Genomic DNA, 13764 nt, shown 5'->3' on the forward strand with positions numbered 1-13764 from the left:
ACTCAGTAGTAGAACTCAGTGAGGAGCATGCTCCCCGGTTGCGTTCACAGGCTCGGACGTCTCCAGAGATCGACGGGACTGCATGATATCCTTCGCTGCTTCAAAACGAGAATCGATCCCCGGCTGCGGCCAGATTCCCAGCAGCACGATGATGGCAGTCACCCCTATCACAGAGAAACGTTCTCTCGTCTGCATTCGCAGGGAAATTGTGGTGCGATGCTGCGTTCCGGTGAAGATTGCCAGATAGACCATGACGATCGCAATTCCGTTCAACGCCGACGCCAGCACAACCATGATGCTAATGAAGGGGTAAACCGAAACGACACTTTCCACGATCATTTCTGCCCCGATGAACCCGAAGGTGCCCGGGAATCCGACTGCGGTCAAACCGGTCAGTAAGAAGAATGCAGCAAGCGTCGGCATGTGGTCGAACAACCCGTGATACTCCTTCAGCGAGAGGACACCAGCACGGCTTTCCACGCTCCGTAGGACAAGACCAAAGCCGCCAAGTGCCAGACCTACAGAGAGCCAGAGCGACAGGGCACCCGTCAGCCCAACAGCGGTGACAAGTTCCAGTCCCACAAGAACCAGAGACGACTGACTGAGAAACAGATACGCATAAAAACGACGCGACTCTTTCTGCACCAAAGCCAGCCCTGCGGCATAAACAGCAGTGAAAACCGAGATCAACGCAACCGTTCTGAGAATCCAGTCCGGGGCAGTCGGCAAGAGCAAACGAGTCGCCAGATAAACTCCAGGCATCGGGGCCACAAACATCAATGCTGTCCCGAAGGTGGCCCGTTGAAAGAGGTCTGGCAACCACGTATGGAATGGAAACATCCCTGTCCGGATCAACACGGCAAGCACAAGCAGAATGGTCCCGACCGTCTCTCCGGTCGAATGATTCGGCATCGACGTGACAAGGAATTGTCCAACGACCATCAACAAAACGCATGCCCCCATATACAGGGAGTAGATGCGCGTTGGCTGATGACGTTGCCGCAGTTCAAGCCACGGCGGAATCATTGCCAGCCCAAGTAACGTAATGACAGCCCATGGATCGCGACACGAAAACGCCGCGAGCAACACGGTTGATCGGAGAAGAAACAGGGAGAACGGAAACTGCTTCAGCTTGGATCGCAGTGTCGTCCATGCCACCAGTAACAGCAGCAACGACGTCAGCGGTAACAACGGAGCATTGAGATGATCGATTGTCAGTAAGTGCGGGCCGCATCCATTCACACCGGGCCATTGCATTCCAGATGATAAATGACCAACGACGGGTTGCACGACCGCATTCGAGGTGCGCTGAACCGAAAAATCAATCCAGGCCCCGAGTGTCATCACAAACGAAACGGCAGTGATCGCAATACAGATCAGTCTTGCGATCTCTGGATTCCGTTGAAAGCGGATTAAAAGGGAACCAAGCAGAGGAACCCCGATCGCACATTCTAACCATGGGAAATGGAGTTCATTCATGAGCGTGACTCGCTTTGCTGTTGGACTGGTTCCGAATGATGAGGACTATCAGGAACGCCCCCTTGCAGCAGGTTTGCCCATGCTCGTTCAATTGAATCACAACCACGAAACAGCTTCAGAAATGGAGTGACAACAAATCGTGTCAGCATCGTATCGAGATGACCTCGATCGAGTGCAAAGCGGTATAAACGTGTTTGCAACGGCCCCGGCAATGTAGATTCCCAGAGAACCGGATGATGCCGCAATCGCGATCCCGTTGCGTTTTCCAGCTGGCCATAATCTTTCAGCAGCGACGGAGCGCGGATGAACTGCAACGTTCGCAAACAGGCATGACCAATGATGTGCGACAGGGCGAAGTACCAGATCAGATGTCCGACACGTCCGCCAATCGCAGCACCCAGTCCAATTTCAGCGACAATGAGTCCAATCTGAGTCAACGCGGCAAACGACAGTGCAGCCTTGATGTCGGTCTGCACCCGAGCCGTGATCGAGGCGAAAATTGCAGTCGCCAATCCCAGTGCGATGACCGCCCCCCAAAGCCAGGGCGAAATCACAAGCACAGGCGAGACACGCAACAGCAAATAGGCACCAAGATGAACCGACAATGCTCCATAGAAAATCGCGCTCGACGGTGTCGGCCCTTCCATTGCTCGTGGCAGCCAGCCGGAGAATGGAATCAACGCTGACTTGCCTGCCGCTGCAATTAGAAGGAGATACCCAACAAGAATGGCGGTTCCGGTTGCGGTAATGTTCGCAACACCTTCCGGCCACGTATTCGAATTCGTCACTCCTGTCAGAACATCAAAATCGCCTCCGCCGTTCAGGTGGTGCAACATAATCGCCGCCAGAAGAAAAGCGGCATCGGCAAAGCGATAGACAACCCAGACCCGTAACCCGTTTCGCACAGGGCCAGCTCGATTCTGGAAGTACGCCACCAGCAGAGCAGACGAAAGTCCCACCATTTCCCAACCGGCAAACAGCATCTCAACGGTGCCGGCGACGGCTGTCAGAATCATGCCTGCCTGAAAGATGGAGAACAGGAGGAAGAAGCGATGAAAGCCGGATTCACGATGCAGATAATGTCTGGCGAACGTCGCAATGACTTCGCAGAGCACAAAAATCAGAATCGCAAACGGAACCGAAAGGCGATCGAAAATAATCTTGAATGTGAAATGAAAATGCAGGCTAGGGTCATTCACAATCACCCAATTCCCGAGCGTCACATGATTATGCCGGCTCCCAGAAATCAGCATCAGCACCAGAATCAGGATGCTGGCCACGATTCCAGTGGCTCCCACAATCTGCGTGAGTCGACTCGTGACACGTTCGGAGAGTCGCCGGCTGAACAGGCTCGCAACTCCCAGAATTGCAACCAGCAGCAACGGAATGACAACAGTCGTGATTGCCAGAATCTGACTCAAAAAGTCCAGATCAACCATTAGAGGACCTCCTTCGAACGGGATGTCCTGGCGAATGTCCGGGGCTCAGATGCCAGCACTGACGCGAATCCCATCTCTCCACGCCACCCACGAAACCATTCGTACGACGATCCGGAGACAGGCAACTGTGTCGACTCCGGTTGATACGGCACAAATCTGCCACCGTGAAAAAGATGCATCTGACTGGAATCCGGATCGAGCACAGCAAGTTGCACCCATTCGTTCAGAACCAGTTCACCAACCCCGGCGTCGCGATTCATGATCGAAGTCATCAATTCAGGAGTTGTTTCAATGACAAACAGAATTCGGATGGGTTCATGAATCTCGACCATCTGACTGGAGAGTCCGGTGCGTAGATCACTTTGCGCCCCTTCCATCACTCCCAGTAGCGAAACGACATTGTGCGGGAGCTTGTTCCCGCATCCGTACCCAACCGGGTCCACGCACGAGAAGTAGTATTCAAGGCTGATCCCTGCCGCGACTGGAGTGGCAGCCTGCAACACCCGCAACAGGATTGAAGCGTCCGGAGTGTCTTGTTTGGGGTCATATGATTGCAGGAATGCACGTCGATCGAGGAACAAACTTCGCGTTCGCTCACGTCGCCCGACATAGCAGATGGCATTGGTGGCATGGTTGAATTCAGGTCGAGCCTGTGAAAGATCTTCCGACCGGATCTTCACATGTCGAATCGCCTCCTCTGGTGTCAGAGTCAACGGAGCACTTTCAAACTTTCGACAACGTTCGAGTGCGTTCAATGCCAATGCTTCATCGAGTTTCTCCTTCAAAGAGAAGAAGGAGTTGCGAACAGTTGTTGACAACTTATCGACATCAAAAAACTCGATCTCATCATTACAGGTGTTGTGATACCCGCCGATGAAGCACGTTGAATCAGGAATGATAATTCCCCGTTCAGTAAGCAGATCCCGAATACGATGGTCGTTCGCCATCTGAGCAAAAGCACGGGCATTTGGCCCTCCCCTCGACCCGGCACACGCTCCGCAATTGTAGGCCGATTCATGGGGATTATTCTGGCTGGAAGATCCGTGCCCGATGAGAACGACAAGACTGGCAAAGTTCGCAGTCAGACCCGTTTCACGAAGCACCTTCTCAACGATGCCTGCCATCTCTTGTGGGGAGAACCCGATCTGGTCCGGTTCGCTCCCCGGCTCAGGCGTTGTCCGTTCAAGTCGCAACTGAGTCGCACTCGGCACCTCCATCAGCTTGCGTGCAACTTCACTGACGCGGGCGGTCTGCAACGGAAAGAGAATTCGTGAGATCAGGGGAACCGAAGCGAATGGTCCCAGGAACGTCGCCAGAATCGCCCCCCGAGTCATGGACCGCGACCCAAGATGCAGATGGCGACTCACTTTCCCGACGACTTTGCGAGCCTTTCGACGGAGCTGATCCGAAGATTCAAACTCGGTTGCGACCTCTTCGTGAACCCAATGTTGAGGGCGAACATTGCCGGGACACAACGGGGCCTCTCGTGCGTCCGCAACTCCGCGGTAGTACATGGCGATCGAGAAAAAGCCGGGAGCTCCCCATGTCTCCACGTCAGGAGCGACCTCTTCAATATGACGGCGAAGTGATTCCTCACGGTCATCAATACAAGTCACAACCTGTGCTCGAATGGGAGCTGCGGCGACGTGGGTGCGAGATGCGTGAGCAGTAAAGGCATCGAGTACCTGATTGCGATATCGCCGTTCATACGCCAGTTGCAGTAAACGACGACGTTCGAAGTTGCTGAAGGAGTCAATCTCTTTCAGCAAAGACCGCCAATCATCTGCCGGCAGATTATAGAGTGTTTCAGGAGACCATCCGAACAGTTGGGCCACCTGAAACACAACGCTCGCACATTGAACAGCGCTCAGTTCGTCAGGCGAGGTCTGCGGTGGAACAGGCAGAGTTCGAAGATCGGCCAGTGAACCTGTCCAGCAGCCAGCATCTTTGGCAACCTGCGTCAGAGCGTGACATTCCAGCAACAACTTCACCGCCAGAAACCCGACCAAGGTTCCTTGCGGCGATGGTCTCGCGATGCGCCCCGCCTGCGTCTCTGTCTGCCAGATGATGCCTGCCCAACCACGGAGCGACAACAGGGTCTGAGCCAGAAACGCTTCCGTCTCCTCAACTCCAATTCCCAGTTTCTGCAATGATTCTTCAATGACGTCCAGAGCCGGAATGTTTTCCAGCTGTAATCGTCTGGCATGTACGATCGCCTCCTGGAACCAGCGTTCGGTGAGAACACCTGCCTGACTTGCATGTAACAGGAAGGCTTCATAGAAGCCCTGATCGCGGCCCGGCAGATTCCATTGCGACAAACCCTGATCCAGAAACGCGGCCGTAAACGGGATCAAGAGATCGTTCACCAGACGATCACAGTCTTCTCCGGTCGCTTGTTTCAGAATGTCACACGGACGCAGCAGACGGGCGGACTCCGTCCGTTGCCGACGATTCCGGTTGGCACCCGCCAGGCAGACTTTCCACAACGCGTTCAGGCAAAACTCTTCCCATCGGTGTTCCGTCCAGCGATCCATCGCTGACTCAGACGCCCCGAAACTGAGTTCCTGCAAGAACGGAGCCAAGTCGATTCCGGTCGCCGATGGCTGCTGCGACATCGTCGTTTCAACTGGAATCCGCTGCCGAAGTGCCCAATGCCGGGTGCTCTCCACCATGCCTTTCCGAGTCGCTCCCGAGACGTCCCTCCGCATCTTTTTCAGGATCTGCGTCTCTGCGATCTGCCATTCCAGTTCTTCGCTCGACCCGAGATACAGTGGGTCTCTCGCCATTGTCAGGCGTAACTGAAAGCGTGTTGTCAGGCCAGCAATGCTTTCGCCGCTGCGAGAGCCCAGTTCTTCCGAAAGCACCTGCTCGATGTCTTCCAGCCGAATTCGACCATCAGCCAGCTTTTGATGAAAGGCTTCTTCAGAGAGGAATGGCTCGCATCCATAAACCTCCATGCCTCGCCGCAGGGCAGTGAAGAAGGGCAGGTGCTGAAGCGCGTGTAACGTATTGTGATGCACGAAGACCGAAATTGGTCCTTGTGACGGCAGCAAATGTACGACATGCTGAATGGTACTCAGCAAATCTTCACATTGATGCGTCTCGTGACCAGATTGACTTTCGCAATCTTCAGACCGACTGAAATCGACCATTGAAAGAGATCCACATTGAGATCATAGAGATCAAAGCAGGCTGTCCGTTGAATTAGATTGGCAGTACGAAGCCAGTAAGCAAGGAGACAGACGGAGGACAAGCGCTTAAGGAGAGCAGGGAGTCGCGTCGGATGCAGAAAGCTACCGGGAGGGTTTTTCGTCGATGTCGTTGTCGAATTCAGAGGCCAGACGTCAGGACATTAGGGGGTGACCACATCTCTAAAAATTATTATGCAATTGCCGACTGTGGAAATATACGATTGGTTACTTTTCTGTAATGAATCATTACGAGAAGATGTAACCGTTCTAATTTGCCGACATTTTTCGCACACGAAAGCTGCTGCCATCCGACTGACCTCGGAAGTCTATTGGCTTCCGGGTAATATTAAAACTTAAAAACACATCAACCGACAGTGATTCGCCCTGATTGAATAACAGAACGAGATCACTCACGGGAAAATGAATTGTGCTGAATCAGGTTTCTGACAGATGTCCGAAGCCCCATTCATTTTTGAATCACGAATGATTCACAAGTTGAGAGGACGGAAACGTGGCCCAATCCTGGGATGAGAAAGACTCTGACACGACTGCCACTCTGGAGAAATCACCGTACAACATCCTCCTCGTCGAAGACGATCTGGTGTTAGGCAAAGCCGTCGCCCGAGGGCTGGAAGATGCCGGAAACCGTTGCACCTGGGTACGCAGCGGTCAGGAATGCATCGAGTCACTTCAGGCCGGTCAGTTCCATGTGATCGTCCTCGACCTGATGTTGCCAGACCAGTCCGGACTGGATGTTCTGGCAACGATTCGAAACGCTGGCAATCTGATTCCTGTTCTGATTTTGACCGCGCTCGGGTCTGTTCAGGAGCGAGTCGACGGCCTTGAAGTGGGCGCCGACGACTACATGGTCAAACCATTCGCAATGCCAGAGCTACTCGCACGACTGAAAGCGGTCACCAGACGAACTCAAAAGGTCGTCAGCCAGCATTTGCGAATCGGTCCTGTTTCTCTGGACCTTTCCACTCGACGCTTCTTCCGCGAAGGACGCGAGATCGATCTGACTCCGACCGAATCTGGATTGCTTGAGTTCCTGATGCGACACATTGATCAGGTCGTCACCCGTAAAATGCTCTGTGAACATTTGTGGGAATCAGACTGGGAAGGTGTGACCAATGTGATTGAAGTTCACATCAACCGGCTCCGCGGCAAGATGGACCGAGATTTCGATAAGCAACTGATCCAGACCGTTCGAGGGCGCGGTTACGTGATGCGAGTCACCTGAGCATCAGGATTCAACTTTTCCCACTGAAGCACCGACAGCACGGCTGCAAGTTCACATGCCGGTCTGTTCCCCATCGCGAACGATTTTCTATCTAAACACGATGTCACTTCCACTTCTGTAACTGAAAATCGGCGTGATGGAATTTCGACGAATCGTGCGAACACTTCGATTTCAACTCGCGATGATGAATGCCTTCGTCGTGGGGCTCATCACGTTGAGTACGCTGATTTTCGTTCGTCAGGGGGTCGAATGGGCACTCTATCGCGAATTCGATCAGCTACTGCAGGAAGATGTGCAGGAAGTTTCGCTCGGGCTGAAACAGAATCCACCCATCCAGTTTTCAATGTTGCAGGATGAGCTGAACCGAAAGTCGCAAGGACACAGACAGCACTCCTGGTTCACCGTCCTCAGAGATGCTGAAAGCCGGACTGTCTGGGAAAGCGAAGGCGCCCCGAAGAACCTTCAATTGTCGAAACCAGTTCGCGCGAGGCAACCCTTTGAAAGCGGGGAATTCCGGCTCATCGTCGCCGAGATCGATGAAGGGATGAACGGAGTCCGATTAATCACTGTCGGGGCGAGTCTCAAATTCGTGCATCGTGAACTCAAACGCGTCGACAGTCTTGTCGCCATCGCTTTACTGATGATTGCACTTTTGGCGCCACTTTCCGGCTACTGGCTGGCGAAACGGGCGACACAGCAGATCGGCGATATCATTCTGACTGCCTCCCGACTACGCCCAACCAGACTTGATGAACGACTGAAACTTCGGGGCACAAACGACGAACTCGATCTCCTCGCAAAGACAGTCAACGGGTTACTTGACCGAATCGCCGAGTACCTGAAACAACGTCGAGACTTCCTCGCAAATGCTGCGCATGAACTCCGCACTCCATTAGCGGCAATTCGCAGTTCCATCGAGGTCGCACTGGACGGACGGGACCTGCCGCCAGACGAACAGTCTCTTCTGGAGGACCTGATCGACCAGCTGAATTCACTTGAGTTGCTCGTCAATCAATTGCTGGTTCTCACTGAAACCGAGAACTCTCCCTGGGGTCACAACCCGGAACGTGTGCCGATCCATGACGTCATTTATCGGGCAACAGAGATGTTCAATGGGGTCGCCGAGCAAAACGGCGTCACGCTCACGTTGACCTCAAACGCCGAATGTTTCGTTGCAGGTAGTCAGCGTTATCTACGGCAAGTCATGAACAATCTCATCGACAACGCCGTGAAATACACCCCCGCTGGCGGAACGATTCAGATTTCGCTCGAAAGACACGACAAGGACAACACGGCCCTACTGACGATTGCGGACACGGGAATCGGGATCTCGGAGGAAGACCTTCCCAGAGTGTTCGATCGATTCTTTCGGGGAGACCGCGGCCGGGGAAGAGAGCCGGCCGTACGAGGAACTGGTCTGGGACTTTCGATCTGCAAAGCCGTTGTGAACGCACACAACGGAAGCATCACTTGCAGCAGTACACAAGGAGTCGGGACAACGATTCAGGTCGTTCTGCCACTTGCCGAAAATCCTGCAACGCTCACAGCCACTCAGCTCGCTTCGCGGTGACAAGTTTGCAGTTCGAAGACATTCTTAGAATGTGTCACATCGCAGTGCTATGCATGAGCAATTGTCTGCGAGCTCGACATCGATAGCGGGGGAATCTCACCAGTGGCTTCCAGCTGAATCGCTTCTTCGCGAATCGCCTGAAAACCTTCCCGGAGCGTTGTCATCACTTCTCTGGCAGAGACCCATGATTCGACGGTCGGAGTCGCAATCTGGCCAATGCAGAAGACGCACAGATCATGAATGTTTGTCGCAACGTTACCAGACTCGACATTGATTCCATCCACGAGGTAGAGAATCCGTTCGGTCACCTTGATCTGTACTGCTGGATAGGCCGTCGCATCGCCTCGGTTCAGAATATCGATCCCGTCATCAAGACACTGGATGGTTGAATCGTAAAGAGCGAGCAGCATGTCAACGCGAGTCCACGCCGTTTGAACGTTCTTACGATAAGCGTTGTGTCCGTACATGATGGCTTCCCTCGACTCGATGACAAATTGAAGTGGCGGCTGACCGACACGCGGGAACAGGATGACTTCGAAAAGACGACTTTGACGCAGTCACAGGATGTTCTGAAGGAACTCAGGTTTACATTTTTGTGATGCCTGAGAGCTGAGCCCCAATCAGGTTTCCAGTGGTCTGCAAACTCTGGATCGCGGTTTCCATTGCTTGAAACTGCCGCAGCAGATTTTCTTTCTGCTTATCAAACATCGCCTGCTGACGGGCGATCTGCTTTTCGACACTTTCGATCTGCGCCAAAAACTGATTGCTCTTCGTCACCAGTACGCCTCGTTCTCCATCAAGCAGCTGATCAATTGCTGCATTCATGCGAGATGCGACCCCGCGGGTCAGAGTAATCGATCCCTCGACTCCGCTAGTCACCTGCGATGCGTTCAGAGAGACGCGAATCTGCAACTCTGCTGTGTAAGTGTTGTCTTCATTGCCGGTAAGGATACGCCCACTTCCCTTGGCCTGTTCTACTTTGCCATCAACGATGAATTCCCCGGCCACATCTTTTCCAATGGCACTTTCGCCACCACTGAAGCCGAGAGTCGCGACTGCCGAACTGGCGTAGATGGTCAAACGGGACGTACTGCCGTAACTTTCTGAATTGATCGACAGCTGATTTACATCATCCAGACCAACTCGCACAGATCGTCCAGAAAAGGCGGAATGCCCGTTGATCACGTCCTGAACATGATTCGCAAGTTCATTTCGATTGTAGGTTCCATCTTTCAGGATCAGGGTCTCTTCAACTCCATCAAGATTGATGCGCAAGGAGTTGTTCGAACTGTCGATGACCGTCGTTTCCTGGACCGCAGAACTCCCAGTCAATGACGCACGCTCTGCAGCCTGAGTGACGTTCACCTGAATTGGAGACGCAGGTGCCGAGGTTTTTCCACTTGCATAGACGAAGGTAATCCCACCGGTCGTACTCTTTCCGTTCACAGCAAATAACTGCCGCAAATCAGATGTCGCAACGCCGTCGACGTTCCCTTTAATGAACTCCTGCAACCGAGTTTCGTTCACTGTCAAACGGCCGGTATCCGAAGTCGTGATCCCCAACGCACTGAGCCGGTTTGCCTTCGATGGCGTCTCAGGAATCACTGATTGGATCGTCGACTGGAGAATCTTGCGAAGGTTGACGACGGAATAGTCTCCTTGGAGAACCGCTCCGACATCGGATTCAGAATCGTATTTGGTGATCTCGTCGATGAAGTCGAGAAAGCTGTTGTACGCGGCGACGAAATCTGAAACGGCTTTGGTTGCCTTCTCTGAATCTGCAGCCACTGTCACCGAAATTGACTTCGCTGGATCGGCCGCCTGAAGATTCAAGGTGACCCCGGAAATCAAATTCGTCACAGTATTCGTTTCACTGCTGGCCGAGATCGCCCCGGCCCCATCTCCGAGTGAGACGACTGCGTTTCTGGCACTCTGTACCGGGTTGTCAAAATCAAACTCCGGCTTCACCGCATTTCCGGAACTGCTCGCGAGGTTGTTGGAGATCGTGATTTCGTTCGACTCTCCCGTCTTGTTCCCGGTCAACATCAGGCGATAAGAGTTGGTTCCATTCTGCACGACGCTGGCTGTCACTCCGACGTTCGCGAAGTTAATGGAGTCGGCGAGGCCTGTCAGGGAATCGTTTGAGTCATCGATGACGATGTCAGCCTGAGCCCCGTTTCCCACGCGAATGCTGAATGTTCCCTGAGTGATTGCAGAGTCAGGGTTCGGCACGACCTGAGAAGCAATTGTATGGGCCGCAGCAAGGGAATGAATCTTGATCTGATACGTCCCGGCGTTTGCTCGGGCACTGGCAGATGCAATCAGCGACTCGGCACTCGAAACCTGAACCATTCGTGCATCGAATGGATTATTTGTGGTACCGGCCAGCGCGGATGCCGTCGTTCTCAGCGTGAGAAGTTGAGTCTGAATGGACTGATATGCCGTTTTCTTCGTTTCGGCACTCGTCTTCTTCACGTTCTGCAAATCCAACTGGTTCTGCTGAATTTTCATCATCGCTTCGATGATATTGTCAGGATCGATCCCGGAGACCAATCCACCGATATTGATGTTCGCCATTGCGAGTTCTCACTTACCTTGCTGCGATTTGTCTTCGACTAGCGGGAAGGAGGGGGTTGTGAAGATGCCCCTGTTCGAAATGATTTTTCCAAAGTTGGCGGCGACTCCCCGATCTGGGGAATCTATTCCATTTGAGCTGGTCACCGGATCTTCTGCCTGTGCGGACTCCGGTTCTGCCTTCCGTCGCGTCATTCAAAAGAAATAGCTGCCATTCAACAGGGGAGGTCCCATGCTCAATGGCAGCTCATTCGCCGTTCAACTCGCAAATCTTGTCAGTGCGGTTGGTCCTGTTCTGTCGGAAATGAAAAACAGCAGGAGAAACGCACTTAACTTACGACTAGCGGAGGAGCGAGAGAATCTGCTGAGGAATCTGATTGGCGTTGGACAGAATTGAAGTTCCAGCCTGAACGAGAACCTGATTCTTTGTGAATTCCGCGATTTCTGAAGCGAAGTCAGTATCACGAATCACGGACTCTGCATTGGTTGTGTTTTCCAGAGTCGTACGCAGGTTGTTCGCAGTTGAGGACAGGGTATTCTGCTGGAATGCCCCGAGTGATCCGCGCAGGTTGGTCACATCGTTGATCGCTCGGTCGATGACGCCGATGGCGTCCTGAGCCTTACCAGCTGAAGTAACGTCGATTGCGGACAGGTTTGCGAACTGGTTTCCAGTGACACCCAGGCCGAGAGACGCAGCGTCAACACGATCAATTGTGACGCGAGCGGTCTGGTTCTGGTTTGGACCGATCTGGAAGGTCAATGATTCGTTGGAAACAGTGATTGAGCCTTGAGCACCGGTGACTGTTGAAACAGGGTCTGCACCGCTTGTTGCAACCTGGAACACGACGCCCTTTGCGGCTCCGGAATTGACAGACAATGTATTGCCAACACCGGAGAATGATGTTCCGCCGACTGTTGCAACAAGATCAACGCCAGTGTCGGTCATCAAAGTCGTGCCAACACCGCTTGATGTCCCTGCTGCAGCCACGTCAGAAATGACATTGATTGATTCTGCACTTCCGAAGTTTCCTGAACGGAAACGAAGAGCACCGGCATTCACGTCAGCAGTGACATTCGTCTGGCTGGTGAACTCGTTAACGCGGTTGACCACCTGAGCCTGGGTCATCCCGGCGTTCAGCGAAATGACAACACCGTTCACGGTCAGGTTTTCATCAGCAGCAAGTGCAGCTGATTGATCTGTTCCAGCTTCGACGTTTGCACGTTCAGCAGCAGTCGTCACGGCGATTGCATAAGAACCTGATGCAGTGTCGCTGGTTCCTTTCAGGAACTGGACGTTTGCATTGGAAGCGGATCCCTTGATCCCTGCAGACCCGTCCAGCAGTTTCTTCGTGCCGAACTGGGTGTTGGAGGCGATGCGGTTGATCGTATCCAGGGCGTTGGTGATTTCAGCCTGATTGGCGCTCATGGCGTCGGCGTCATTCACACCGGCGTTGGCGGAATCGAGTGCGAGGCTGCGAACCTTCACGAGCAGGTCGTTGATTTCGCTCAAAGCACCTTCAGCAGTTTGAACCAGAGAAACAGCTTTCTCTGAGTTATCAATTGCCTGCTTCAAGCCAGCGATTTGCGCACGTTGCTTTTCAGAGATCACCAGGGCAGCAGGACCATCTGCACCGCGGTTGATCTTCAAACCGGAGGACAGCCGTTCAACCGAAGTGGCCAGGGCGCTGGAAGCGCGGCCGAGATTCGTTTGAGCGTTCAGCGAAGTGACATTGTTCGCAATAGTCAGAGCCATGGACGAAAACCTTTAGTGGGGGGGTGAGTCCGCCGGGTCGTGATGTGTCCTGCCTCCTGCAGTACGTTTTCACTCCTTGATGCCATCCCGATTCAATTGGACGATCAGAAATAATTCAGACGCAGATTCGATCCCGCGAGTTGCTCAGCTGACGCACGTGTTGAAAAGGATCCAGCTGCCAACTTCTCTTTGGCGGCCGCAACAACATCCTCACGAACGTTGATATGTGTTTTCAGGCGTTCAACCAGCGTCGTCAGTTGAGCATCGGCCTCAGTCCGCAGAGCAGAGTTTCCCGCTTGCTGACGAGTCTGCGACACCCCATCGTTGCCCTGTGACTCTGCATGAGCACGCGGCGTAGCGTTGGGCTGAGCTTGAAGATGTGGCTCGTTGTCAATTCGACGAATCTGCATTTCTGAAACTTCCTGAAGACTCGGGACAACGAGTTATCGAGGGCGTTTCACGTAACTTGCGTACTTTTTACTGAATTCCAAAAGAACTCCGAACCGATAGTCAGT

General features: G+C 53.2%; 9 protein-coding genes. 2 read left to right on the top strand and 7 right to left on the bottom strand.

Annotation, left to right across the window (positions count from 1 at the left end):
• Nucleotides 1-15: 15 nt before the first annotated feature.
• From SH527x_RS14020 to SH527x_RS14030, 3 genes are read right to left on the bottom strand one after another with little or no spacing between them, the layout of a single operon-like run.
• Nucleotides 16-1479, bottom strand: coding sequence for a proton-conducting transporter transmembrane domain-containing protein (locus SH527x_RS14020; RefSeq protein ID WP_437191297.1), 1464 nt, complete (start codon nucleotides 1477-1479; stop codon nucleotides 16-18).
• Nucleotides 1476-2918 (bottom strand): proton-conducting transporter transmembrane domain-containing protein, encoded by a 1443-nt coding sequence (locus SH527x_RS14025; protein ID WP_437191298.1) that lies wholly within the window; start codon nucleotides 2916-2918, stop codon nucleotides 1476-1478. The genes SH527x_RS14020 and SH527x_RS14025 overlap by 4 nt, the downstream gene beginning before the upstream one ends.
• A complete protein-coding gene (locus SH527x_RS14030) occupies nucleotides 2918-6070 on the bottom strand; it encodes a DUF2309 domain-containing protein (protein ID WP_437191299.1) in 3153 nt (1050 codons plus the stop codon). Before SH527x_RS14030 ends, SH527x_RS14025 begins: the two co-directional genes overlap by 1 nt.
• A 550-nt stretch (nucleotides 6071-6620) precedes the next feature.
• Here SH527x_RS14030 and SH527x_RS14035 point away from each other — a divergent pair.
• Complete coding sequence (locus SH527x_RS14035; protein ID WP_437191300.1) at nucleotides 6621-7352, top strand: response regulator transcription factor; 732 nt, start codon at nucleotides 6621-6623, stop codon at nucleotides 7350-7352.
• A 136-nt stretch (nucleotides 7353-7488) separates the two neighbouring features.
• Nucleotides 7489-8922: a sensor histidine kinase gene (locus tag SH527x_RS14040; RefSeq protein WP_437191301.1), complete on the top strand. Its 1434-nt coding sequence runs from the start codon at nucleotides 7489-7491 to the stop codon at nucleotides 8920-8922.
• A gap of 47 nt (nucleotides 8923-8969) precedes the next feature.
• On the opposite strand, the gene SH527x_RS14045 is transcribed toward SH527x_RS14040, so the two are convergent.
• The 4 genes from SH527x_RS14045 to SH527x_RS14060 form a co-directional block, all read right to left on the bottom strand.
• Nucleotides 8970-9389, bottom strand: coding sequence for a flagellar protein FliS (locus SH527x_RS14045; protein WP_437191302.1), 420 nt, complete (start codon nucleotides 9387-9389; stop codon nucleotides 8970-8972).
• A gap of 118 nt (nucleotides 9390-9507) precedes the next feature.
• Entirely contained in the window at nucleotides 9508-11499 is a 1992-nt protein-coding gene (gene fliD, locus SH527x_RS14050) for a flagellar filament capping protein FliD (RefSeq protein ID WP_437191303.1), read from the bottom strand.
• 337 nt (nucleotides 11500-11836) lie between these two features.
• Entirely contained in the window at nucleotides 11837-13249 is a 1413-nt protein-coding gene (locus SH527x_RS14055) for a flagellin (protein WP_437191304.1), read from the bottom strand.
• A gap of 104 nt (nucleotides 13250-13353) precedes the next feature.
• Nucleotides 13354-13659, bottom strand: coding sequence for a hypothetical protein (locus SH527x_RS14060; RefSeq protein WP_437191305.1), 306 nt, complete (start codon nucleotides 13657-13659; stop codon nucleotides 13354-13356).
• Nucleotides 13660-13764: the final 105 nt, after the last annotated feature.

The organism is Planctomicrobium limosum, from assembly GCF_051465645.1.
Taxonomy (GTDB): domain Bacteria; phylum Planctomycetota; class Planctomycetia; order Planctomycetales; family Planctomycetaceae; genus Planctomicrobium.